General features: G+C 61.2%; 23 protein-coding genes. 13 read left to right on the forward strand and 10 right to left on the reverse strand.

The features are described from left to right. The first annotated feature begins 16 nt into the window (after positions 1-16). From G6K99_RS03775 to ispH, 5 genes are all read left to right on the forward strand, one after another. Positions 17-892, forward strand: coding sequence for a cytochrome c oxidase subunit 3 (locus G6K99_RS03775; RefSeq protein WP_092661475.1), 876 nt, complete (start codon positions 17-19; stop codon positions 890-892). Between the two features lie 81 nt (positions 893-973). After that, complete coding sequence (locus G6K99_RS03780; protein ID WP_062453625.1) at positions 974-1,324, forward strand: type II toxin-antitoxin system RelE/ParE family toxin; 351 nt, start codon at positions 974-976, stop codon at positions 1,322-1,324. Further along, on the forward strand, positions 1,321-1,614 hold the full coding sequence (locus G6K99_RS03785) for a helix-turn-helix domain-containing protein (protein WP_062453624.1): 294 nt from the start codon (positions 1,321-1,323) through the stop codon (positions 1,612-1,614). The genes G6K99_RS03780 and G6K99_RS03785 overlap by 4 nt, the downstream gene beginning before the upstream one ends. Before the next feature lies 1 nt (position 1,615). Continuing rightward, positions 1,616-2,392, forward strand: coding sequence for an SURF1 family protein (locus G6K99_RS03790; RefSeq protein ID WP_174195758.1), 777 nt, complete (start codon positions 1,616-1,618; stop codon positions 2,390-2,392). A 71-nt stretch (positions 2,393-2,463) separates the two neighbouring features. Continuing rightward, a complete protein-coding gene (gene ispH / locus G6K99_RS03795) occupies positions 2,464-3,489 on the forward strand; it encodes a 4-hydroxy-3-methylbut-2-enyl diphosphate reductase (protein ID WP_062453623.1) in 1,026 nt (341 codons plus the stop codon). A 45-nt stretch (positions 3,490-3,534) separates the two neighbouring features. Here the strand turns inward: ispH and G6K99_RS03800 are convergent, their stop codons facing one another. Continuing rightward, a complete protein-coding gene (locus tag G6K99_RS03800) occupies positions 3,535-3,915 on the reverse strand; it encodes a hypothetical protein (RefSeq protein WP_092661479.1) in 381 nt (126 codons plus the stop codon). Between the two features lie 332 nt (positions 3,916-4,247). On the opposite strand from G6K99_RS03800, the gene G6K99_RS03805 reads away from it, so the two are divergent. The 3 genes from G6K99_RS03805 (at position 4,248) to G6K99_RS03815 (ending at position 6,080) form a co-directional block, all read left to right on the forward strand. Further along, a complete protein-coding gene (locus G6K99_RS03805) occupies positions 4,248-5,213 on the forward strand; it encodes a homoserine kinase (protein WP_174195759.1) in 966 nt (321 codons plus the stop codon). Beyond that, complete coding sequence (gene rnhA, locus G6K99_RS03810) at positions 5,207-5,650, forward strand: ribonuclease HI (protein ID WP_244474026.1); 444 nt, start codon at positions 5,207-5,209, stop codon at positions 5,648-5,650. The genes G6K99_RS03805 and rnhA overlap by 7 nt, the downstream gene beginning before the upstream one ends. Before the next feature lie 121 nt (positions 5,651-5,771). Further along, positions 5,772-6,080: a Dabb family protein gene (locus tag G6K99_RS03815; protein WP_062453619.1), complete on the forward strand. Its 309-nt coding sequence runs from the start codon at positions 5,772-5,774 to the stop codon at positions 6,078-6,080. Between the two features lie 86 nt (positions 6,081-6,166). On the opposite strand, the gene G6K99_RS03820 is transcribed toward G6K99_RS03815, so the two are convergent. Further along, on the reverse strand, positions 6,167-6,652 hold the full coding sequence (locus G6K99_RS03820) for a peroxiredoxin (protein WP_062453618.1): 486 nt from the start codon (positions 6,650-6,652) through the stop codon (positions 6,167-6,169). A gap of 84 nt (positions 6,653-6,736) precedes the next feature. After that, positions 6,737-7,579 carry a protein-disulfide reductase DsbD domain-containing protein gene (locus tag G6K99_RS03825; RefSeq protein ID WP_244631351.1) on the reverse strand — a complete coding sequence of 281 codons (843 nt, stop codon included), beginning with the start codon at positions 7,577-7,579 and terminating at the stop codon, positions 6,737-6,739. Between the two features lie 280 nt (positions 7,580-7,859). On the opposite strand from G6K99_RS03825, the gene G6K99_RS03830 reads away from it, so the two are divergent. From G6K99_RS03830 to G6K99_RS03840, 3 genes are all read left to right on the forward strand, one after another. After that, positions 7,860-8,489, forward strand: coding sequence for a YqgE/AlgH family protein (locus G6K99_RS03830; protein WP_062453616.1), 630 nt, complete (start codon positions 7,860-7,862; stop codon positions 8,487-8,489). Between the two features lie 103 nt (positions 8,490-8,592). Then, positions 8,593-8,784, forward strand: a complete 192-nt coding sequence (locus G6K99_RS03835; protein ID WP_062453615.1) for a CsbD family protein — start codon at positions 8,593-8,595, stop codon at positions 8,782-8,784. A gap of 111 nt (positions 8,785-8,895) precedes the next feature. Next, entirely contained in the window at positions 8,896-10,047 is a 1,152-nt protein-coding gene (locus G6K99_RS03840; RefSeq protein WP_174195761.1) for a putative zinc-binding metallopeptidase, read from the forward strand. A 135-nt stretch (positions 10,048-10,182) separates the two neighbouring features. Here G6K99_RS03840 and G6K99_RS03845 read toward each other — a convergent pair whose 3' ends face one another. From G6K99_RS03845 to thrC, 4 genes are all read right to left on the reverse strand, one after another. Continuing rightward, on the reverse strand, positions 10,183-13,020 hold the full coding sequence (locus G6K99_RS03845) for an EAL domain-containing protein (RefSeq protein ID WP_371816136.1): 2,838 nt from the start codon (positions 13,018-13,020) through the stop codon (positions 10,183-10,185). Between the two features lie 71 nt (positions 13,021-13,091). After that, positions 13,092-13,703 (reverse strand): GNAT family N-acetyltransferase, encoded by a 612-nt coding sequence (locus G6K99_RS03850; protein ID WP_092661488.1) that lies wholly within the window; start codon positions 13,701-13,703, stop codon positions 13,092-13,094. 36 nt (positions 13,704-13,739) lie between these two features. After that, on the reverse strand, positions 13,740-15,038 hold the full coding sequence (locus tag G6K99_RS03855) for a pitrilysin family protein (protein ID WP_062453613.1): 1,299 nt from the start codon (positions 15,036-15,038) through the stop codon (positions 13,740-13,742). Positions 15,039-15,079: 41 nt separating this feature from the next. Next, the gene (gene thrC, locus G6K99_RS03860) at positions 15,080-16,474 is read right to left on the reverse strand and encodes a threonine synthase (RefSeq protein WP_062453612.1); all 1,395 of its coding nucleotides are present in this window, start codon (positions 16,472-16,474) and stop codon (positions 15,080-15,082) included. A gap of 149 nt (positions 16,475-16,623) precedes the next feature. Here thrC and G6K99_RS03865 point away from each other — a divergent pair, with 149 nt between their 5' ends. Further along, the gene (locus G6K99_RS03865) at positions 16,624-17,181 is read left to right on the forward strand and encodes a PilZ domain-containing protein (RefSeq protein WP_174196039.1); all 558 of its coding nucleotides are present in this window, start codon (positions 16,624-16,626) and stop codon (positions 17,179-17,181) included. A gap of 126 nt (positions 17,182-17,307) precedes the next feature. Next, positions 17,308-20,100, forward strand: a complete 2,793-nt coding sequence (locus G6K99_RS03870; protein ID WP_174195762.1) for an autotransporter domain-containing protein — start codon at positions 17,308-17,310, stop codon at positions 20,098-20,100. A 1-nt stretch (position 20,101) separates the two neighbouring features. On the opposite strand, the gene G6K99_RS03875 is transcribed toward G6K99_RS03870, so the two are convergent. The 3 genes from G6K99_RS03875 to G6K99_RS03885 all read right to left on the reverse strand — a co-directional run bounded on the left by G6K99_RS03875 (position 20,102) and on the right by G6K99_RS03885 (position 23,011). Further along, positions 20,102-20,788, reverse strand: coding sequence for an HAD family hydrolase (locus tag G6K99_RS03875; RefSeq protein WP_113109610.1), 687 nt, complete (start codon positions 20,786-20,788; stop codon positions 20,102-20,104). Between the two features lie 112 nt (positions 20,789-20,900). Then, on the reverse strand, positions 20,901-22,538 hold the full coding sequence (locus tag G6K99_RS03880; RefSeq protein WP_174195763.1) for a Na+/H+ antiporter: 1,638 nt from the start codon (positions 22,536-22,538) through the stop codon (positions 20,901-20,903). A 176-nt stretch (positions 22,539-22,714) separates the two neighbouring features. Continuing rightward, complete coding sequence (locus G6K99_RS03885) at positions 22,715-23,011, reverse strand: nucleotidyltransferase family protein (protein WP_174195764.1); 297 nt, start codon at positions 23,009-23,011, stop codon at positions 22,715-22,717. Positions 23,012-23,146 lie beyond the last annotated feature (135 nt).

Consider the following 23,146-nt stretch of genomic DNA (forward strand, 5'->3'; position numbering starts at 1 on the left):
CTTGGGAGGGGCAGGCATGGCAGAAGCGCACCAGAAGAACCACGATTATCACATTATCGACCCCAGCCCATGGCCGCTTCTCGCCTCGATCGGCGCCTTCGTCATGGCGTTCGGTGGCGTCGGATACATGCGCTACCTGAAGGGTTCGGAATTCCACATTTTCGGCATGAACCTGGCAACGCCATGGGTCTTCTATATCGGCCTCGCGATCGTCATCTATGTGATGATCGGTTGGTGGTCGGATACGATCAAGGAAGGCAATGCGGGCGCCCATACCCGCGTCGTGTCGCTGCATCTGCGCTATGGCATGATCATGTTCATCGCGTCGGAAGTGATGTTCTTCGTCGCCTGGTTCTGGGCCTTTTTCGATGCAAGCCTTTATGCCAACGAGGCAATCCAGGCGTCCAGAACACAGGTTCTCGGGGGACAATGGCCGCCAAAGGGTATCGAGGTTCTCGATCCATGGCATCTGCCGCTCTATAACACGATCATCCTGCTGCTGTCGGGCACCTGCGTCACCTGGGCTCACCACGCGCTGTTGCACAACGATCGGAAGGGCCTCGTCACCGGCCTGTCGCTGACAGTCGCACTCGGCGTGCTGTTCTCGTTCGTGCAGGCCTACGAATATGCCCACGCCCCGTTCGAATTCGCCAATTCGATCTATGGCGCCACGTTCTTCATGGCCACCGGCTTCCACGGTTTCCACGTTCTGGTCGGCACCATCTTCCTGCTGGTCTGCCTCATCAGAGCCATGAACGGCGGCTTCACCTCGGAAAAACACTTCGGCTTCGAAGCAGCCGCCTGGTACTGGCACTTCGTCGACGTCGTCTGGCTCTTCCTGTTCTTCTCCATCTACATCTGGGGCGGCTGGGGCGCACCGCTGGCGCATTGAGAACAAACGACACTTCGAAGGGCGGCCGATGCCGCCCTTTTTTGTTGCGAAAGTGTACCAAAATTGGTACAATGCGCCGTGATGACGGATTTGCCGAAAAAGATCGTCGGAAGGTTCTACGCGACCGCACACGGGCGCAGGCCGGTGCGCGATTGGCTGATGGATCTCACGAGAGAAGACAGGCGGCAGATCGGTATCGATATCCAAAGGGTCGAGTTTGGCTGGCCGTTGGGCATGCCCTATTGCCGCTCTCTCGGAAATGGACTGTGGGAAGTTCGGACCAACCTCTCCGGCGGGCGCATCGCACGGGTGATCTTTTTCATTCACGAGGGTGAGATGATCCTTCTCCACGGCTTTGAAAAGAAGACCCAGAAGACACCGGCTCAGGATCTTGACCTCGCGCTGGCACGAAAACGGGATGTGGAACTATGACGGAGCAAAAGGGCTATATCGACAGGACAGAGACTTTCGACGATTTCCTTGAAGCCGATGGCCTGCTGGAGGAAACCGAGACGATTGCCCTGAAACAGGTGATTGCCGACCAGTTACGGGCGGCCATGCAACAGGAAGGCCTCACGAAGACTGCTATGGCCGAGCGGATGAATTCCAGCCGTCAGCAGCTTGATCGATTGCTCGACCCCAACAATCCCTCGGTTACCCTTCTGACGTTGCGCCGTGCTGCGACAGCTGTCGGCCGCAATCTCCGTATCGAGCTGGTCTAGCATGCATCAGTTAACCGAGCGACAACCGGCCTCTTCAAGGCGCTCCCGCAGTCTTGTGCGCTCCATCGCCACGATCACCCTCATCATGGCCTCGCTTGCCATCCTCCTTGCTCTCGGCACCTGGCAGATGGAACGCCTGCACTGGAAGGAAGGCCTGCTCGCCGATATCGCCGAGCGACGCAGCGCGGATCCTGTGCCGCTTGCAGACATCGAACGGCTCGCCGCAAGTGGCGGCGATATGGAATACCGCCGCGTCGCGCTGTCTGGCACATTCGACCACACGAAAGAGCGGCATTTCTTCGCCACGTTCCAGGGCCAGACTGGTTTCTACGTCTACACGCCGCTGATCCTTTCCGATGGCCGCGCAATCCTCGTCAATCGCGGTTTCATTCCCTACGAGATGAAGGAGGTTTCGACGCGCACCGCCGGCGAAGTTGCTGGCGAGCAGCGGCTGAGCGGCTATGCCCGAAGCCGTCTGGCGCAAAAGCCATCCTCCATCGTGCCCGACAACGATATCGCCAAGAACATCTTCTTCTGGAAGGATCTCGACGTCATGGCGTCGTCATCAGGTCTCGATCCGGCCAAAACCCTGCCGTTCTTTGTCGATGTGGATGCTCAGGTTCAAAATCCCGGCGGCTGGCCGAAGGGCGGCGTCACCCAGTTCGATCTCCCCAACAGCCATCTCCAATACGCCTTCACCTGGTATGGGCTGGCCGCAGCTCTGGTGGCGGTCGTCATCGGTGCCTGGTGGCGCAGCCGCAGACCTGCGACGTCATAGCCGTCACTTTTTTCTTGGCGTGGCGGAGCCGGCTCGCCTATATGGGGGCTGCAACGGCTTACGGAAGCGACATGAACATCCAGGTCACAAAACCGGCTCTCACGATCCGCCTCTGCGGTCCGCGCGGCTTTTGCGCCGGCGTCGATCGGGCAATCCAGATCGTCGTGCTGGCGCTGAAGGCCTATGGCGCGCCGGTCTATGTCCGCCACGAGATCGTCCACAACCGCTATGTCGTCGAGGGACTGGAAGCCAAGGGCGCCGTCTTCGTCGAGGAGCTGGACGAGATCCCAGCCGAGCATCGCCAGCAGCCGGTCGTGTTTTCCGCCCATGGCGTGCCGAAATCGGTGCCCGAGGATGCGCAGGCCCGCAACCTGTTCTATCTCGATGCCACATGCCCGCTCGTCTCAAAAGTCCACAAGCAGGCGATGCGCCACCAGCGGCTGGGCCGCCATGTGGTGCTGATCGGCCATGCTGGACATCCGGAAGTGATCGGCACAATGGGCCAGTTGCCGGAAGGCACAGTCTCGCTCGTCGACACGATCGCCGATGCCGAAGCCTATATCCCCGCCGATCCTGACAATCTCGGTTACGTCACCCAGACGACGCTGTCGGTGGACGATACCGCGGGCGTCATCGCCAAGCTGCAGGAACGTTTTCCGAACCTGACGGCACCGGCCGCCGACAGTATCTGCTACGCCACCACCAACCGCCAGGAAGCGGTGAAAGAGGCAGCACCCGGCTGCGATCTCTTCATCGTCGTCGGTGCACCGAACTCGTCCAACTCCAAGCGTCTCGTCGAAGTCGCGCTCCGGGCCGGCGCCCGGCGCTCGATCCTGGTTCAGCGCGCCTCCGAGCTGAACTGGGATGAGATCGGCCAGATCCAGACGCTCGGCCTATCCGCCGGCGCCTCTGCCCCGGAAGTCATCGTCGACGAAATCATCGAAGCCTTCAAGCAGAGGTTTTCGGCCGAAATCGAGCTTGCGATCACCGCCGAGGAAACCGAAAACTTCCTCGTCAACCGCGAACTCCGCTCCGTCCCCCTCACCATCGAAGACATGGCCTGGGTCAACGGCGAGCGCCCTCTCTCCGCTGGATGAACCGCTTCCGGCTCTAGCGAAGCACCGGCCAAGTCGGCGTGGACACTAGAAGCGGATCCTGATTGCGCCCTCAACAAGACACCAGACCATTACCGCTATAAAGAATACCGATTTCCAGATATCGACCGCGTAATCTATCGGGAATTTTCCGGAGATAGGAACCGAGTTGATCCACATGATGAAAATCGGAGCGATGACGACCAGCCATCTCATCTCCGCGCGACGATCCTCATCACGCAAGCTTCCGACAAGAGGGCGGACTTTGGTCTTTACCAGCGTCAGATGAAAGTATGCGACGGCAGCAACAGCCATGCTGCCAAAGGCAGCAAATGCGGGGCCATAGCCAAGCACTCGAGCGCATATCGTTAGAAATTCTAGTCCGACTATTCCGATAAGATAGACGTTAGTCAGACCCGGGATCAACATCGAATCACTCGCCAATTTTTCCGATTTTAAGCAGTACCGGTCGATGGTTCGCTATATTGTTTGTCTACGCCAGCATTGTCGGCGTAAATTTTTCCCGACCTGAATTTGGGGATATGTCTGCAAAATGTCTGACACCGCATCTATCGATGGGTTCATCGGTACCGATAGCCGTTTTTGAGTTCACGGCCCGGATTGAAGCGATCTGCCGGGGCAGATTTTCATCAGGGCAAAGGCGACCATTCGACCCCTTTTGAGCCAACAGCAGGCTTCAATCTGGCCAGGAAACGCTCTAGGAAGAGATCCAGCGCAACGATCATCAGCGGGACGAAATCTTGGCCGTCTATACCGATATCACCGAAATCGACCTGAACCGGTTCCTGGCCGAATATGATGTCGGGGAGCTCACGTCCTACAAGGGCATTGCCGAGGGCGTCGAGAACTCGAATTTCCTGCTGCACACAACCCGCGAGCCGCTGATCCTGACGCTGTATGAAAAGCGCGTCGAGAAATCCGACCTGCCGTTCTTTCTGGGCCTGATGCAGCACCTGGCCGATCGGGGTCTGTCCTGCCCGCTGCCTTTGCCACGCCGCGACGGGCAGTTGCTAGGCGAACTCTCGACCCGGCCGGCGGCCCTCATCTCGTTTCTCGAGGGCATGTGGCTGAGACGGCCGGAGGCGAGGCACTGCCGCGAGGTCGGCAAGGCGCTGGCGCAGATGCATCTCGCCGGCGAAGGGTTTAAGATCAAGCGCCCCAATGCGCTGTCGCTCGATGGCTGGAAGGTCCTGTGGGAGAAATCCGCGGACCGCGCCGACGAGGTCGAAACGGGGCTGCAGGACGAGATCACCTCGGAACTGGAATTTCTCGCCGCCCATTGGCCGAAGGATTTGCCCGCGGGCGTCATCCATGCGGATCTGTTTCAGGACAACGTGTTCTTCCTGGGCGACGAACTGTCGGGCCTGATCGACTTCTATTTCGCCTGCAACGACCTGCTCGCCTACGACGTATCCATCTGCCTCAATGCCTGGTGCTTCGAAGCGGACGGCAGCTACAACGTCGAAAAGGGCATGGCGATGCTGGAAGGATACCGCAGCGTCCGGCCGCTGTCTTCCGAGGAGATCGCCGCATTGCCGGTGCTTGCCCGCGGCTCGGCCCTGCGCTTCTTCCTCACCCGGCTCTATGACTGGCTGACGACGCCCGAGGGCGCGCTGGTGGTCAAGAAGGATCCGCTCGAATACCTCCGCAAGCTGCGATTCCACCGCGGCATTTCCTCTGCTGCAGATTATGGACTGACATCATGAAACAGGTCGACATTTTCACCGACGGCGCCTGTTCCGGCAATCCCGGCCCGGGCGGCTGGGGCGCTATCCTGCGTTACGGCGAAACCACCAAGGAACTGTCCGGCGGCGAGGCCGAAACGACCAACAACCGCATGGAACTCATGGCCGCCATCAGCGCCCTCAATGCGCTCAAGGACACCTGCGAGGTCGATCTTCACACCGACAGCAAATACGTGATGGACGGCATTTCCAAGTGGATCTTCGGCTGGAAGAAAAACGGCTGGAAGACGGCCGACAAGAAGCCGGTGAAGAACGGTGAACTGTGGCAGCAGCTCGATGTCGCCAACCAGCGCCACAAGGTCAAGTGGCACTGGGTCAAGGGCCATGCAGGCCATCCGGAAAACGAACGCGCCGACGAACTGGCCCGCACCGGCATGGCGCCGTTCAAGAGAAAGTAGCGGTTGCTCTTGAGGGTGGTTTGCAGCAAAGGTGCGAAGCGGTTTCCCGTCGGGCATAGCGTTGAAGCAGGCTCCACGACGATTTCGCGCCATACAGAACAGCCATAGGGTGGACCCACCGATGATCCTTCATTGCGTCTTCATGCGCTTCAAGACTGCATTGCAGCCGGCAGAGAAGCAGGAAATCTACGACGCCGTTCACGGCCTCAAAACGCTCATTCCCGGCATTGTCGATGTGAAGTCCGGCCCGAACGCCTCATCGGAAGGGCTAAACGGCGGCTTCCTCGACGGCTTCATCGTCACCTTCGACACGCTGGAAAGCCGTGACGCCTATCTCGTCCATCCCGACCATATTACCGTCGCCGAACGAATTGTCGCCGCATCCGATGGCGGCGTGTCGGGCCTGATGGTTTTCGATATGGCAGTGTAATGGTTCGAGGCGGGCTCTAGCGTCTCATGCGCAATGGGAATGAGGGGCATGAGCCCCTCAAACGATCTCATGGAATACTAATTGACTTAGAGGCGTTCCAGCATCGCGTCGGCACCCGAGACGGTGGCCTGGCCAGGGCTTTCCTCGATGTCGAGTGACTTCACCACACCGTCCTCGACCAGCATCGCGTAGCGCTTGGAGCGCACGCCAAGCCCGCCGGCGGAAAGATCGGCATCAAGGCCCATCGCCTTGGTAAAGGCACCGTCCCAGTCGGCCAGAAAATGGATCTTGTCCATGCCGCCGGTCTGCTGTGCCCAGGCGCCCATTACATGCCAGTCGTTGACGGCAACGACGGCGATGTCGTCGACACCCTTGGCAAGCAGCGCGTCGCGATTGTCGAGATAGCCGGGCAGGTGGTTCAGTGTGCAGGTGGGCGTGAAGGCGCCGGGTACCGCAAACAGCACGACTTTCTTGCCGGCAAACAGCGCGTCCGTCGAGATCTCGACCGGGCCGTCAGCAGTCTTTTCCTTGAAGGTGGCGCTGGGTAGTTTTTCACCGATGGCGATGGTCATGGGATCTCCTGTTTGCTTGAAGTTTGCCGTTCGGCGGAACTATAGGTCGCGGTCGGCAAGAGGCAAGCGAAGACAGGAGGGGTCTCAGTCGAAAACGATGGACGTCTCCATGGACCGACTGCCGCTGGTCGCCAGAATGCCCCACCGTTTGCCGCTGATGTCGTAATTGTCAGGCAATTTGCCCACCGGCATATCCAGCGTATAGGCATGACCCTGCCGCTTCGCATCGACGCTTTCAAATAGCACATGCCCCTCGGGACCGGTCACCACCACCTGCGGCGGCGCGGTCGCACTGTCCGGCAGCCGCAGCGTCAGCCGTAGAACCTTCCCGCCCTTCACCATCGCATAATCAGTCACGGCAAAATCGTTGGCCGGAGGCGAGGGGAGTGCGGCGCTGGCGGCGTTGAGGATCATTGCCTCTTCCACCGGCGTGCCCCGGACCGCTTTCATCGGCAGAGAGAATTCGGCCTGGAAGGGTATGCAGATATTGCGGCAAATGCCGATAAACGCGGAAACGTCGATGCTTGCCCTCCCCAACGGCAAGACCTGTGAGGCTTGCCCCGCCTTGGTCGGCTTGTCGAGCTTCAGCGCAAACGGAAATGCCACGGCGCGATCATAGCCGATGTCGGTCACGTCACCGTTGGTGATTAGCTTTGGAACCGGATAGGACATCGTTTGGGAGGTGATCCCGCTTTCGCGCGAAAATGTCAGTTGCGGCGGAATGCCCGCTTCACCCGGCTCTTTCCAATAGGTGATCCAGCCATCCTTCGGCTCGATCTGCAGCGCCCCGCGCACCGTCCCATCGGGCTCTGGAGGCATGGTGACGATCCGCATGCGGCCGCCCTCGTTGGTGGCCCAGGGCGTCATTTCCGCCAGAGCATTGGCCGCCGCCGTCTGCAATCCAAGGCAGATGGCAGCGCCAAGCAACAGGTTTGCGGTTGTGGTTCGAATTGGGGTCAGGCTCCTCATCGCTCAGGGATTAGCCGTTAAATGTTGAACGAACCAGCAGCGCTTTCGAAAAACAGGATCATTTTCCGTTGATCGCCGCGGTTCGTGCCCCATGTTTCAGGAACGCTGCTGTGAAGCAGCAGCCACGGCACGCTCTCACAACCAGGCGGGCCCGGCCTTCAAAGACAGTCAGTACAGACATTTCAAACGGCCGCAGTTTTGCTAGAATAGGTTTCAAAGCGCTGCAGGTGGAGGCATGATGGCTTTTTCGCTTCTCTCGGGTGCTCAGGACGACGGCGGCAAGGGCGGTCGCGAACGCGGCTTTCTTGACGGACAGTTCCTGATTGCGATGCCGAGTATGCAGGATACCAATTTTTCCCGCACGGTCATCTATGTCTGCGCCCATTCTCCGGCCGGCGCCATGGGGTTTATCATCAACCGCTCCCAGGAAATTTCCTTCACGGAAGTGTTGCGGCACCTCAAGCTCTTGGACGAGCACGAGATCATTGCCCTCCCGCACGAATGCCGTGAGTTCCCGATCCTGTCTGGAGGTCCGGTGGAAACCGGTCGCGGCTTCGTGCTGCATTCCGACGACTTCTCGAGCGAGTCCTCCATTCCCGTCAGCGACGATATCTCGCTCACCGCCACGCTCGATATCATCCGCGCCATCTGTGACGGCAGGGGGCCATCACGCGCCACCATGCTGCTCGGTTACGCAGGCTGGGGTGCAGGACAGCTGGAGCGGGAGATTTCCAGCAACGGCTGGCTGAACTGCCCGGCCAGCGAAGATCTGATCTTCGGTACGACGCTGGAAGACAAGTACGAGCGCGCGCTCGCCTCGATGGGCGTGACGCCCGCAATGCTGTCCTCCGACGCCGGCCACGCCTGAATTTCTGAAATTCTTGAGCTATGCCGGAACGAACTGCCAAGGCTCGGAGTTCTCCTAGTGCAAGACATCGAAAACGATGCCGCTAAGCTCAAGGAGAAACACTATGGGTAGCACCAGCGATAAAATTTCCGGAATGGGCAATGAAGTCTCCGGTAAGGTCAAGCAGGCTGTCGGCGACATGACCGACAACCACGAGCTGGAAGCCAAGGGCGCTGCCCAGGAAGCCAAGGGCGAAGCCCAGCAGGCCAAGGGCAAGATCAAGGAAGCCGGCAAGGACATCGTTGATCGCGCCTAAGCGATCCGAATCCGCCAAATCCAGAAACCTGTTCCGGTCCTACCGGGGCAGGTTTTTTATCATCCAGAATTCAGTTCACCCCAACTTCCACTTCGTCTAGCGGATCTGTCCATGCGCCTCTTCGACTGCGATCACTGCGGCCAACCGGTTTATTTCGACAATCGCAACTGCGTCCACTGCGGTTACAAACTGGCTTTCGTTCCGGAAAAGCTTGCCATCATGGCTCTGGAGCAGGACGAGATGGTTTCGGGTCCCGACGCCCCCGTGGCGGACCCGACCTGGCACCTGTTCGGTGACCTTGACAGCAAGGTGAGGCTCTGTGCCAACAGCAGCCTGGATATCTGCAACTGGACGGTCGTTGCCGAGGACCCGAACCCGTTTTGCCCGGCTTGCCGGCACAACCGCCTGGTGCCTGACGCCTCGACCGAGGAGGGGCTGGACCAGTGGCGTCGCATCAGCCAGGCGCAGCGCCATCTGTTCTACTCGCTGATGAAATGGAACCTGCCGCGCACCAACCGCGACGAAGATCCGCAGGGCGGCCTCGTCTTCGATTTCCTGATCGACGAAATTCAGCCGGATGGAACGGTGAAGCCCGCCATGACCGGCCACGAAGACGGCCTGATCGCCATCCGCGCTGCCGAAGCCGACGACGCGACGCGCGAGCAGATCCGCATATCCATGAACGAGCCCTATCGCACGATGCTCGGCCACTTCCGCCACGAGACCGGCCACTACATCTGGGACAAGCTCATCCGCGACGGCGGCAGGACCGATGCATTCCGTGCCGTGTTCGGCGACGAGACGATGGATTATGCAGACGCGTTGCGCCGCAACTACGAAGAAGGCCCGCCCGTTGGCTGGCAGCAGTCCTATATCAGCACCTATGCGAGCTCGCATCCGTGGGAGGATTTTGCCGAGACCTTCGCCCACTACATCCATATCGTCGATACGCTCGAAATGGCGCGCGCCTACGGCCTGTCGATCGACCCGCGACGTCACGGTGAACTTGCAGCGGAAGTTGCGTTCCAGCCCTACGAGGCAGCGAGCGCCGAGCAGCTCGTTCGGGCGTGGATTCCGTTCAGCATGGCATTGAACAGCATCCATAGGGCCATGGGTGTGCCGGATCTCTATCCGTTCATCCTCGCCCCGGCGGTCACCACCAAGCTGCAGTTCATCCACGACATGATCCAGGAAAACCGCCGTCAGCATCCGGGCGCGACTTGGGAAGCCATGAGCGGCGCTGCGATGGCAACGGCTGTGTGATCAGGCTCTATGCACGCGGACGGGCCTGACATCAGGCCTGTCAGGCTGCTCGAAACACAGGTGAGGCTTGGTTGACGAGAGCGATAGCCGGTCTCCCTCATCCCCGCCACAAGGGCAGGATGAGAAAGTCGGAACTCAAGCCCGTTTCGTCAGCGGAAACCGTTCTTTCAGGAGTCGGCCAATCGCATCCGTCGTCGCCGGCGGGCCGAACAGGTAGCTCTGTCCGAAATGGCAGCCCATCTTGGCAAGCTCTGCCGCGTCTTCGTCGGTCTGGATGCCCTCAGCCACCACGTCCATCTCGAGCGCCCGCGCCATGGCGATGACCGAGCGCAGAAGCACAGCACGCTTGTCGGTGGCATCGCGCACCAACGACTGGTCGAGCTTGATAGTGTCGAACGGGAACTGCGTGAGATAGCCGAGCGAAGAGTAGCCGGTACCGAAGTCGTCGAGCGCGAGGCTGAGGCCGGTCTCTTTGAGCTTGGCCAGAACAAGACGCGCCTGTTCCGGGTTCTCCATCATCAGCGACTCCGTCAGCTCCAGCTTGAGCTGGCCCGGCGCCACCTGCGTCCGCTGCAACAGCGCCCGGACGTCATTGTAGAGATCGGCGTTCAGGAGCTGCGCACTCGAGACGTTGACGGATACGAAGATCGGCAGCGAACCGGTTTGTGCCTGCCAGGACGTGAGGTCTGAGGCCGCCCGTTCCATCGCAAAGAGGCCGAGAGGGCCGATCAGGTCCGACATTTCGGCGATCGGAATGAATTCGGAGGGCGGAATGCTGCCGCGTTTTGGATGTTCCCAACGCATCAGCGCTTCGAAGCCGGCGATCTCGCCATCCACAAGCCTGATGATCGGCTGATAGGCGAGTGTCAGTTCGCGTCGCTCGATGGCGCGGCGAAGGTCAGTTTCGATCTGCAGACGATCTGTACCGGTCGAGCGGAATGCCGGACGGAACGGTTCGACGCGATTGCCGCCGGCGCGCTTGGCCCGGTACATCGCCAGTTCCGCATCGGCGAGAAGTCCCGGGGCGCTTTCCTGCTGATCTACCCAGGAGGCTAGGCCGATCGAGGCGGTGAGCACGATCTCGCGGTTGGCAAAGTTGATCGGCACCATGATTGCCTTGGACACCGCATCGGCGAAATCCGCGACCTTGCCCGGGTCCCGCTCGGACACAAGGATGAGGCCGAACTGGTCGCCGGCAAGCCGTGCCAGCGTATCCTGTGGCTTCAAGAGACGACGCAGGCGCCGCGTCAGCGCGATCAGAATGTTGTCGCCTGCGGCAATTCCAAGCGAGTCGTTGACCTGCTTGTAGCGGTCGATATCGATCGCCATGACGGTTGGGCGCAGATGCCCGTCGCCGGGTGCCAGCGTCAGTACCGATTGCAGACGGTCGAGGAATACCTGGCGGTTCGGCAACCCGGTCAGGTTGTCATGCATCGCGTCCTGCAGCAGACGCTCGATCGAGTTCTTCTGCTCGGTCACGTCGATGACGGTGCCGACGCAGCGGATGATTTCGCCGTTTGAGCCGAGCACCGGCCGTGCGCGGATCTGCAGCCAGTGGAAATGCCCGTCTTCCGCGCGAATCCGGAATTCGTGGTTCAACCGGCCGCGGCGATGTTCCAGCAGCACGTCCAGCGTGGCGCGGAACCGGTCGCGGTCATCGGGATGAAGCCGCGGCAGCCAGTTGCGCACCGGCCCGTGCATGGAGCCTTGCTCGAGGCCAAGCCGCGTCGAGATGTCGGGCGTAGTCACCACGCGGTCGCGCGCCACATCCCAGTCCCACACGGTGTCGCCCGAACCGGTCAGCGCCAGCGACTGCCGCTCCAGATCGGAAAACAGACCCTGCTGGTAGGCGCCGCCGGCAAAGGCGTGCTGCATCACGGTAAAGCCGATCAGAAGCACGATCAGAACCAGTCCGCCGCCAAGCGCCGGCTGCACGATGTCGTTGTCGAGCTGGCCGGTCACCGTCAGCCATCCCCCGAACAGCCAGACCAGCAGCAGCGCCCAGGTCGGCACCAGAAGGATGGCGCGGTCATAGCGGTTGAAGCCGAGATAGACGATCAGGAGGATGCCGACAGTACCCGTCAACGCAAACGAAAGCCGCGCGATACCGGATGCGACAGACGGATCGTAGATCGCCACACCGCCGAGGAGCACGAGGCCGGCCACCCAGGCAAGCGTCGCATAGCCCAGATGCACGTGCCAGCGGTTGAGGTTGAGATAGGTAAACAAAAAGATGACGAGCGACGAGGCAAGCGCCACTTCGGCTGCGGCACGCCATATTCGCTCGTCGGACGATGTCACGCTAATGAGCTTGTCGAGAAACCCGAAGTCGACGCAGATATAGGCAAGCACCGCCCAGGCAAGGGCTGCCGCCGCCGGCAGCATGGATGTTCCCTTGACCACGAACAGGATGGTCAGGAACACCGCAAGCAGACCGGCAATGCCGAGCACGATGCCCTTGTAGAGCGTGAACGAGTTGACCGAATCCTTGTAGGCATCCGGTTGCCAGAGATAGATCTGCGGCAGCGCCGGCGTCGAAAGCTCGGCGACGAAGGTGATCGTGGCGCCCGGATTGAGCGTGATGCGGAACACGTCGGCATCGGGGCTGGCGATACGGTCGAGCGCAAACCCTTCCGATGGCGTGATCGAGATGATGCGCTGCGAGCCGAGATCCGGCCAGAAAACCTTGGAATTCACCAGCCGGAAATGCGGCGCGACGATTACCCGCTCCAGCTGCTCCTCGGAAACGTTGGAAAGCGCAAACACCGCCCAGTCGCCCTGGTGCGACGGCGAAGATGCGCGCACCTCGATGCGGCGGCGGATACCGTCGGCAGCAGCGGCCGTGGACACCTGAAAGGCCTCGCCCTGGTTGGCGTAGATGTCGGTGGTGCGGGTGAGATCGAGCGCGGTGTCGTCGCGCGAGATTTTCACCGGCTCGGCCGCCTGTGCAAACGTCGCCGCCGCAAGAAACATCAAGACAGCGGAAACAATTCCAAGAACCGACGGCAGGCGCGGCATGGCCGAGAAACTCATGTGACGCAGCATCATGTGTTCAGCATTTTCGCAAATTCACCATCTTCTGGCAGTCGGGAGAAAATCACGTGGTCGCGCCACTCGCCATTGATCTTGAGATATTTCCGCAAAAGACCTTCCCGCTCGAATCCGGCCTTTTCGAGAAGCCGGATGCTTTTCCAATTGTCCGGAATACAGGCTGCCTCGATCCGGTGCAACTGAAGTCCGTCGTAGATGTAGGGGATAGCCATCTCCAATGCGGCCAACATATGGCCTTGGCCCGAATGTTTCTCGCCCATCCAGTAGCCGACCATGCAGCTCTGCGACGCGCCGCGGCGGATATGGCCGATCGTCAGGCCCCCCAAAAGCTCCATCGTGTCGCGGCGGAAAAGCAGCATCGGCATGGCGACGCCTGACGCATGTTCCTGGGTGGCGCGCACCACGCGAGCGCGAAACGCCGATTCCGTCAGCTCGTCAGGGCGCCAGGTCGGCTCCCACGGCTGCAGGAACGCCCGGCTTTGCGACCGCAGCGTCATCCAGGCCTTGTAGTCGGCATAAAGCGGCAGGCGCATGATGTGGCGCTCGCCTGAGATCTCCGGTGTGTCCGGATGTCGCGATAGGAACCGAAACACGGACTTGGCCATGGTGCTCGTGTGCTCCGGGCAGGGCAGGCGGCTTGATCAGCCGGCCGCCTTTTTGGTTGTCACGCCTGGTGAGGAAAGCGACGCCGCGATCTCTTCCATCGACGGCAGTTGTGCGATCGGCCCAACCGCCGAAAGCGTAGGCACCGTGTCGAAGAACAGACGTCCGGCAAGATCGGTCAGCCGCTGGGTGGTGATCCCCTCCAGCCGTTCCATCATCTCGTCATTGGGGATCGGCTTGCCGTAGAGCATCATCTGGCGGGCGATCTGGCCGGCGCGGGCGGCAGGGCTTTCCTGTCCCATCAGAAGCTGGGCGCGGATCTGCGCACGTGCCCGGTCGATTTCCGCCTGATGGATCGTCTCGGACGCCTTGCGCAGCTCTTCGACGACGACAGGCACGAGGTTCGGCAACTCGTCGCCGTTGGTCGCCGCATGGACGCCGAAAATGCCCGTATCGGAAAAGCCCCAATGGAATGCATAAACCGAATAGCAAAGGCCCCGACGCTCGCGCACTTCCTGGAACAGCCGCGAGGACATGCCGCCGCCGAGGATGTTGGCGAGAATCTGCGAGCAGTAGAAGTCCCGCTGGTGATAGGCCTTGCCCTCGAAGCCGATCAGCAGCTGGGCATCCATCAGGTCGCGGTCTTCGCGGGTGTCGCCGCCGATATAATGGGCGGGCTCGAGAACGGGCGTCGCACTCGGCATGGTCGGCAGGCTGGCGAACCGCTCCTCGACCTGCTTGCAGAACACCTGGTGGTCGACAGCGCCGGCCGCGACGATGAACATCCGGTCGGTCGTATAATTGCGCGAGAGATAGCCGCGGATCTGCGGCGGCGTGAACCCTTTTACCGTCTCCGGCGTGCCGAGAATGGCGCGGCCGATCGTCTGGCCGCGATAGGCGACTTCGGAGAAGCGGTCGAACACCACGTCGTCGGGCGTGTCGTTGGCCGCGCCGATTTCCTGCAGGATGACGTGCTTTTCGCGGCGCAGCTCTTCCTCGTCGAATTCCGATTCCGTCAGGATATCGGCAAGGATATCGACCGCGAGCGGCACGTGGTCCTTGAGCACCCTTGCGTAATAGGATGTGGTTTCGGTCGAGGTCGCGGCATTGAGCTCGCCGCCGACATCCTCGATCTGCTCGGCGATATCGCGGGCACTGCGCCTCGCTGTGCCCTTGAACGCCATGTGCTCGAGAAGATGCGCGATGCCGTGCTCGTTCTCGGTCTCGTTGCGGGCTCCGGACTTGATCCACACACCGAGCGCGACGCTCTCCAGGTGTGGCATGGTCTCGGTCACGACTGTGAGCCCGGAGGGGAGCCGGGTGATTTCAACATTCATATTCACGTCTTCGCGTCTTTCCGGCACTGCCGATAACTGGCTCAGTTTGCCCGTGCGTGGTCGCCGATGAATGTTTCAACGGCCTTCAGCTCGGCGTCCAGCGTATCGAAGCGCTCCTCCCTGTGCATCAGATCAGCGAGCCATGATGGAAGTGCCGGATCAATTCCGCAAGCGGATTTTACCGCCGCCGGGAATTTGGCGGGGTGCGCCGTGGCCAATGTCACCATCGGGCTGCCGGGTCGCGCGTTCTTCTGAGCCACGAAAACACCGGTCGCCGTATGCGGGTCGAGCAGGTATCCGGTGGCTTCCAGCGTCTCACGGATTGTCTCGGCAACCTGCTCCTGCGTGGCGCGGCCGGCGCGGAATTCGCGCTTGATCGCCTTCAGCGCTTCCGGCTTGATTTCGAACGCACCCGATTGCTTCAGGCTCGCCATGGATGAGCGCACGGCGCTCGGATCGCGGCCATAGGCTTCAAACAGAAGCCGCTCGAAATTCGACGAGATCTGGATATCCATCGACGGCGACGTGGTCGCCATCACCCCCTGCATCTCGTAGCGCCCGGTCTTCAGCGTGCGGGCAAGAATGTCGTTGTCATTGGTGGCGATCACCAGCCGGTCGATCGGCAGGCCCATTTTCTTGGCCACGTAGCCTGCAAAAATATCGCCGAAATTGCCTGTCGGCACCGTGAACGATACCTTGCGATCCGGTCCGCCGAGCGAAACAGCAGCTGTAAAGTAATAGACCACCTGCGCCATGATGCGGGCCCAGTTGATCGAGTTGACGCCCGAAAGCTTCACCCGGTCGCGGAAGGCGACATCGTTGAACATCTCTTTCACGATGTTCTGGCAGTCGTCGAAATTGCCCTTGAGCGCCACCGCATGCACGTTGGATGCGGTCGACGAGGTCATCTGGCGCTGCTGCACCGGCGACACCTTGCCTTCGGGAAAGAGGATGAAGATATCGGTCCGATCGCGCCCGGCAAAGGCATCGATCGCCGCACCGCCCGTATCGCCCGATGTGGCGCCGACGATCGTCGCGCGCTCGCCGCGCTCGGCCAGGACATGATCCATAAGCCGCGCCAGCAGCTGCATCGCCACATCCTTGAAGGCAAGCGTCGTGCCATGGAAAAGCTCGAGCACGAAATCGTTCGGGCCGGTCTGCACGAGCGGCACCACCGCCGGATGACGGAAGGTCGCATAGGCCTCGTTGATCATGGTCTTCAGCTTGTCGTCCGGAATTTCCCCGTCGACGAAGTGCTTGAGGATCTCGAAAGCCACTTCCGCATAGGACTTTCCGCGCAGATTGCGGATGTCCCGCTTGGACAGCTGCGGCCAGTGGCGCGGCAGGTAAAGACCGCCATCGCGGGCAAGGCCGGCCAGCAGTGCATCACGAAAGCCGAGAGCGGGCGCTTCGCCCCGGGTAGAAATGTAGTCCACGACCGATAATCCCCAATCGATTTTTATTCGCGCCGCTGGTATAGACGATTGAAATCTGCGGTGAAAGACTGGAAAACGGCGCTGCGTTACGCCATGAGCATGTTTGGCGCGGCAAGCCGGTCAAAAGGGATGGAACAAGGTTGAGTATTGTGTTTGGCAAGATTTCCCATGGTCTCGTAACGGTATCCCTCCTGACGGCGCTCGCCGGCTGCAACTCGTCCTCTACGGCGGGTGGCCTTGCGCCGACGGCACAGGCTGAAACCCCGGCGGTGGTGCAGGCCTATTGCCCGCAGGTCGTTCTGCGCGAACAGACGGCGATACGCCAGGAATACGCACGCGGCGGTCAGGATGATCCGCAGAAGCTCGTCTACCAGGCATCGCTGGCCGACGCGACGCGTCAGTGCACGGCAAACGAAACGACGATGACCATCAATGTCGTCGTCCAGGGCCGCCTCGTCGACGGACCTGTCGGTGCGCCGGGCCGCGTGACCCTGCCAATCCTGGTCGAGGTCGTCGATGGCGACAACACGATCTACTCGCAAAAGGTCGCCTATCCGGTCGATCTTCCGGCCGGCGGCACGCAGTTCATCTTCCAGAAGGCGGATGTGCAGATCCCGAACGCGCAGGGCGGCGCATCGCGCTTCACCCGCGTCCGCGTCGGTTTCGACAATGGCGCACCCGGCAAGAAGCCCGCACGCCGCAGCTAAGCCTGCGGCCACTCCGGTCGGGCGCTGACGGCGCCCGTTTAATCTTCGGTTAACCATAAATCCGTACCCAGTATGTGAAGATCGTCAAGGGCGCGTCGCCCGCGACCATTCGAGACAGGGTTTGGGATGATTGCTCCAGCTATCGTGGCGGACGCGAAGCGGCGTCTGCGGCTTTGCACCGCTATCGTCACGCTGGCAGCGCTTGCGCCCGGTGGCGCATCGGCGCAATCGGTCTGGATCGGAGCCTCCGACAACGATTTCGCAAACGGCGCAAACTGGACAACGGCCCCGGATGCCCCAGGCCCATCGGACGCAGCCTCGATCGGCTCCGGCGCCCCGACGGTGTCAACCGGCACGGCCGTCGATACGCTCGCGGTGTCCGGCGGCACGCTTCATGTCGAAGCAGACCTGACAGCGACGAGCGGCACGACCCTGTTCGACATGGGCCGCATGGAGATCTCGGAAAGCGGCACGCTGTCATCAGACGTCACGATGTCCGGCGGCTCCATCAGTAACTCGGGAACGCTCTCCGGTGACCTTGCATCTTCGGGTGGCGAAGTCGTCAACGACGGCACGATAGACGGCAGCACGACGCTGTCCGGCGATGCGCAGATGACCAACAATTTCGTCGTTACCGATGTCGATGTCGAAGCGACGGCCCGGTTCGTCAACAATTCCGGCGCTACTGCCGGCGCCGTCACCAATGCGGGCACGACCTCCAACGCCGGCACGATCGCTTCGCTCACCAATACCGGCGGATCCTTCACCAACAACGATGGCGGCACGGTCACCGGCGATACGGTGGTCTCGGGCGGCACCGTCACCAACAACTTCGTCGTCACCGACGTCGATGTTGCTGAGACCGCCAGTTTCGTCAACAATACAGGCGCTTCGGCGCAAGCCGTCACCAACGCCGGCACGGCGTCCAATGCCGGCACTGTCGCATCGCTTGCCAACACCGGCGGCAGCTTTACCAACAACGGCACCATTTCAGGCGCAACGTCACTCGAGGGCGGCACGCTCACCAACAATTTCGTGGTGACGACGGTCGATGTCGCGGCGGCCGCGATCTTCGTCAACAACTCAGGTGCCACGGCCGGCGACGTCTCCAACTCGGGCAATGCCTCGAACGCCGGCGCGATCGCCTCGCTCACCAATACCGGCGGCACCTTCACCAATAACGACGGCGGCGAAATCACCGGAAGCACCACCGTGACAGGCGGCACGGTCACCAACAATTTCGTCGTCACCGACGTGGATGTCGCGGCTTCCGGCAGCTTCGTCAACAATTCCGGCGCGGTCGCCGGCGATGTCACAAACGCCGGAACCTCATCCAACGACGGCACCATCGCCTCGCTGACCAACACCGGTGGCCGCTTTTCCAACACGGGCGAGATCAGCGGCGATGCGACGGTGACAGGAGGAGTGCTCGTCAACGACGGCACGATCGGCGGCGCGATCGATATCGGCACGGATGGCATGCTGTCAGGCACAGGCGAGATAGGTGGCCTCACCGTCGGGTCAGGCGGCACGCTGTCGCCCGGCCCGGGTATCGCAACGCTTGCCGTCAACGGCGACGTCACCTTCGAGACCGGCTCGACCTATCAGGTGGAAACGCAAGCGGACGGCACGTCCGACAGCCTAGCCGCCACCGGGTCCGTCACGATCGAAGGCGGCACGGTCCAGGTTCTCGCAGGCAGCGGCACCTATTCACCTGCTACGGCCTACACGATCATCACAGGCGAAAGCGTCGCAGGTGAATTCGACGACGTCACCACCGATCTCGCCTTCCTGTCGCCCATCCTTGCCTATGGCGCCGACGATGTGACGCTGAGCCTCTACCGCAACGATGTCGATTTCGCCGACGTCGCGAACACCGCCAATACGCGCGCAACAGCTACAGCGGTCCAGTCGCTCGGAACTGAAAACGACGTTTTCCTCGGCGTTCTCCAGCAAAACGCCGATGGCGCTCGCGATGCCTTCTCGCAGCTTGGCGGCGAGATCCACGCCTCGTTGAAAACCCAGCTTTTGAGCGACAGCCGGCTCGTCCGGGACGCAATCGTCGACCGGGTGAACGGTGCCGTCCCGATCCGCTCATCGGCCGATGGTGCGACGAGCTTCTGGGCGACGGGCATCGCAGCAACTGGGCAATTGCGCAGCGACGGCAACGCGGCCGGCATCGACAGCCACGCGGCGGGATTGATCGCAGGCTTCGACGGGCAGGCCTCCGATCACTGGCGGCTTGGCGGATTGTTCGGCTACAGCAATGCTTCCGCTGGCAGCGAGGCGGACTGGGAAAGCTATCATGCCGGGCTGTACGCCGCCGCAGAATGGGGTGACGTTGCCCTCACATCCGGCGCGGTCTATTCGGAAAACCGGATCTCCACGTCGCGCAGCGTCGACTTCGGCACGTTCACGGATGATCTTCAAGCCGATTACAGAGGCGCCACCCGCCAGCTGTTCACAGACCTGTCCTGGAAGACAACGTCCGGTCCCGTGACGCTGCAGCCCTTCGCTAGCCTCGCCTATATCAATCTCGACACCGATGGTTTTCGCGAAAAGGGCGGGGCGGCCGCTCTGACCGGCAATGGCGAAACCGACAATATCGCCCTTTCCACATTCGGCCTTCGCTGGTCGGCGCAAATGCCGGTCGAGGACCTGCCGCTCACCGTCTCCGGCATGCTCGGCTGGCGTCATGCAATGGGCGACCTGACGCCCGCATCCCGGCTCGCCTTTGCCAGCGGCGGCAGTCCGTTCATGCTGGAAGGCGTGGCTTTGCCGCGTGACACGGCCGTCGTCGAAGCCTCCGTCACGGCGCAGGTCTCAAAATCCGCGCGGCTGAAGCTCAGCTATTCCGGCGAATTTGCCCATTCGCTGACGAGCCATACCGCCAGCGCCAGCCTCGCAGTGCAGTTCTAGATTAGATCCCGCCCCATTCACCGAGTGCGGCAATCACCGCCGGCAGGTCGCTCATGCGCGAAATCACCGTTTCGGCGCCGGCATCCGTCAGCCGGTCGGCATGGCTCGGATAGGTATGCGATGCACCGGTAAAGCCCACCACCCGCATGCCGGCCGTGCGTGCGCCGTGGATGCCATGGGTGGAATCCTCGATCACCAGGCACCTGTCAGGCTCGACGCCGAACTGCTTTGCCCCGTGCAGAAAAATATCCGGCTTCGGCTTCACCCGGTCGGGACCGAGGTCCTTGGCGGAATAGATATGATTTTCGAAATAGGGCTTCAGCCCCACCTTGGTCAGCATCATGTCCAGCCGCTGGCTCGAGGAATTCGAGCAGATGCAGCGCTGCGTGGTCAGCCGCGACAGTGCGAACTTGACGCCCTCGATGATCTTGACGCTGCGTTCCAGCCGCTGGTCGAGCAGCTTTTCCGATTTGTCGAGCAGCGAAGCCGACAGCGGAATATCCGCTTCCTGTTCCACCTGCAAAAGAATGTTCTTCCAGGTCATGCCGGCAAAGCGCTCGCCCATTTCCTCGACGCTGATCGGATAGCCCGCTTCCGTCAGCAGCCGGGATTCGACCTGCGCCGCGATGATTTCGGAATCGACGAGCACGCCGTCGCAATCGAAGATGATGAGGTCGAAGCCGCTCATGATGGATACTCTTTGATGAAAGAAGGTGAGGGCGATCTACACGAGGGAAGCGCCGGAAACAATGCGGAGGGCGATTTCCTCTACCGGCAAAGCGGCAAGAAAACGGCGCGCCTCAGAAACCGTAGCGCGCCTCGGCAAGATCGATCTCGCGAACGAGCTTGCGCGCAATCTCCTCGGAGATCTTGCGCCGGCGGCCGAGCCTGAACAATTCGTCGCGTTCGGCGCGAAGGGCGGCTAGCCTGAACCGCTTGTCGACCTCCTCCATCTTGCGCAACAGCTCTGCCTCGTCCCCGAGCTTGGAACGGCCCTCGATCCGCTGCCGGTAGAGTTCCATCAGCCGCGTTCCGACCTCGCCGTAAAGATCGGCGTCGGTGCGGCCTTCGCTCATCGCATGCTGCAACTTCTCGATCATCCGGATCGCAGCTTCGGCTGCAGCAATCCGGGCAATATCCTCTTCCTGGAGGTGGTCAGGTTCCGGCGGCAGTTCGAGGTTCTGGAGAAGATAGGGAAGGCCGATGCTGGCCGCCGTCAGCGACAGGATGATCACGCCGGCTGCCAGGAATATCACCAGATCGCGCGCCGGAAACGATGTGCCGTCGTTCATGGCAAGCGGCAGGGTAAGGATACCCGCAAGCGTGATTGCACCGCGCACGCCGGCAAGCGACATCGCAGCCAGAAGCCGCCAGTGCGGCTTGCGGATCGCCTCTCCGCGACGCGCGGCGCGATACAGGGTAAAGCGCAAGGATACCCACACCCAGGCGAACCGCAGGGCCGCGAGTGCGGTGGTAATCACCGCCACATAGGCGATCAGCCAGATCGGGTGGAGGTGACCCGTCTCGGTGACGATCCGGGCGGCGCCCGAGACGATGCCCGGCATCTGTTCGCCCAGCAGCACGAAGATGATGCCGTTCAGCGCAAACTGCACCGTATCCCACACCGCGTAGCGCCGCATGCGTGTGGCAGCCATCGTCTGGCCGCGCAATTCGGCAAAGCTCATGGTGATGCCGGCCGCAACCGCTGCCAGAATGCCGGAGCAATGCAGGTGCTCGGCCAGAAGATAGGCGCCGAACGGAATGAGCAGGCTGATCAGGATCTGCGCGCCGGGCTCTTCGCCCAGCTTGCGCGACACGTAATACTTCGCCTTCATGACCACGAATGTGGTGCCAAAGCCGATCAGGATGCCGCCGATCGCCACCCAGAGGAATGTGCCCACCGCATCTGCCAGCGAGAACACACCGGTCAGCACGGCGGCCACCGCAAACTGCATGCACACAAGGCCGGACGCATCGTTAAGCAGCGATTCGCCTTCCAGAATATGCATCAGCCGGCCAGGTATCGGCACCCGCGCGGCAATCGCCGAGACGGCGATCGGATCGGTTGGCGACAGGATGGCGGCAAGCGCGAATGCGACCGCAAGCGGTATCGCCGGGATCATCCAGTGGACCAGAAAGCCGATCAGGATCACCGTGAACACGACAAGCCCGAGCGCCAGTTCCAGGATCACCGCCTTGTCGCGGAACAGCCCTTCCTTGGGAATGCGCCACCCATCGAGAAACAGCAGCGGCGGCAGAAACAGCAGAAAGAAGAAATCCGGATCGAGCTGCACCGCAGACCCCGTCACGCCGGCGATTGCGGCACCAAGCGCGATCTGCACCAGCGGCAGCGGAATGCCGACCGGCGAAAGCCTCGCAAGCGTACCGCTCAGAACCACGGCGAGAAGCAGGACCAGGGCAATGGTGATGCTTTCCATGGTGGCACTCCTATCCGTTCCGGTTCGGGCCTGAATAGGAAATGGGAATGGATGAGGCAAGAGCCGGGAAGGGCGGTGCGACCTTTACGCCCGGCTCAGTCGTTCCTGCAGACCCAGCATCGCGGATTTGAGCGGCGGTAGGTCATGCGCGATGACGTCCCAGATAAATTGGTCCATCAGAACACCTGCACCGAAGCGGCTTCGATCCGGTCCTTCAGCCTTGGATGCAGACTGTTGCGGGTGGTAACATCGATGTCGGCCGCGAGTTCATCCTCGAGAAACAGCTTGATCCCGACAAGATCGACAAGAGAGAACTTCTTGCTCTCATCGTAATCGATAAACAGATCGAGATCGCTGTCGGGTCCGGCTTCGTCGCGGGCAACCGAGCCGAACAGATAAAGCGAGGTCGCGCCGAGCGCCCTGATCGCGTCGGCCTGCCGTCTCAGCTTCTCGATCGCCTCAGCTTTTCTCATGCCCCTCGGCTTTTCTCATGAGTTGTATCCTAGCGCATCTTCGCGCCGCTTTCCATCATTTTGCTTTTTTCCCGAAACCGGCCACCGGCTTCAGTCTTTGGTAACCAAAATGAGTAACCATAACAGTCAGTAAAT

Source organism: Neorhizobium sp. AL 9.2.2, from assembly GCF_013317225.1.
Taxonomy (GTDB): Bacteria; Pseudomonadota; Alphaproteobacteria; order Rhizobiales; family Rhizobiaceae; genus Neorhizobium; species Neorhizobium soli.

Bases quoted from the DNA above. Each gene is read 5' to 3' on its own strand.
- G6K99_RS03780 (WP_062453625.1), top strand. From the start codon at position 974: ATGACGGATTTGCCGAAAAAGATCGTCGGAAGGTTCTACGCGACCGCA.
- G6K99_RS03850 (WP_092661488.1), bottom strand. From the start codon at position 13,703: ATGGCCAAGTCCGTGTTTCGGTTCCTATCGCGACATCCGGACACACCG.
- G6K99_RS03830 (WP_062453616.1), top strand. From the start codon at position 7,860: ATGGCTTTTTCGCTTCTCTCGGGTGCTCAGGACGACGGCGGCAAGGGC.
- G6K99_RS03845 (WP_371816136.1), bottom strand. From the start codon at position 13,020: ATGTTTCTTGCGGCGGCGACGTTTGCACAGGCGGCCGAGCCGGTGAAA.
- G6K99_RS03775 (WP_092661475.1), top strand. From the start codon at position 17: ATGGCAGAAGCGCACCAGAAGAACCACGATTATCACATTATCGACCCC.
- G6K99_RS03880 (WP_174195763.1), bottom strand. From the start codon at position 22,538: ATGGAAAGCATCACCATTGCCCTGGTCCTGCTTCTCGCCGTGGTTCTG.
- G6K99_RS03785 (WP_062453624.1), top strand. From the start codon at position 1,321: ATGACGGAGCAAAAGGGCTATATCGACAGGACAGAGACTTTCGACGAT.
- G6K99_RS03885 (WP_174195764.1), bottom strand. From the start codon at position 23,011: ATGAGAAAAGCTGAGGCGATCGAGAAGCTGAGACGGCAGGCCGACGCG.
- G6K99_RS03875 (WP_113109610.1), bottom strand. From the start codon at position 20,788: ATGAGCGGCTTCGACCTCATCATCTTCGATTGCGACGGCGTGCTCGTC.
- ispH (WP_062453623.1), top strand. From the start codon at position 2,464: ATGAACATCCAGGTCACAAAACCGGCTCTCACGATCCGCCTCTGCGGT.
- G6K99_RS03840 (WP_174195761.1), top strand. From the start codon at position 8,896: ATGCGCCTCTTCGACTGCGATCACTGCGGCCAACCGGTTTATTTCGAC.
- G6K99_RS03820 (WP_062453618.1), bottom strand. From the start codon at position 6,652: ATGACCATCGCCATCGGTGAAAAACTACCCAGCGCCACCTTCAAGGAA.
- G6K99_RS03815 (WP_062453619.1), top strand. From the start codon at position 5,772: ATGATCCTTCATTGCGTCTTCATGCGCTTCAAGACTGCATTGCAGCCG.
- G6K99_RS03800 (WP_092661479.1), bottom strand. From the start codon at position 3,915: ATGTTGATCCCGGGTCTGACTAACGTCTATCTTATCGGAATAGTCGGA.
- G6K99_RS03855 (WP_062453613.1), bottom strand. From the start codon at position 15,038: ATGAATGTTGAAATCACCCGGCTCCCCTCCGGGCTCACAGTCGTGACC.
- G6K99_RS03870 (WP_174195762.1), top strand. From the start codon at position 17,308: ATGATTGCTCCAGCTATCGTGGCGGACGCGAAGCGGCGTCTGCGGCTT.
- G6K99_RS03790 (WP_174195758.1), top strand. From the start codon at position 1,616: ATGCATCAGTTAACCGAGCGACAACCGGCCTCTTCAAGGCGCTCCCGC.
- G6K99_RS03835 (WP_062453615.1), top strand. From the start codon at position 8,593: ATGGGTAGCACCAGCGATAAAATTTCCGGAATGGGCAATGAAGTCTCC.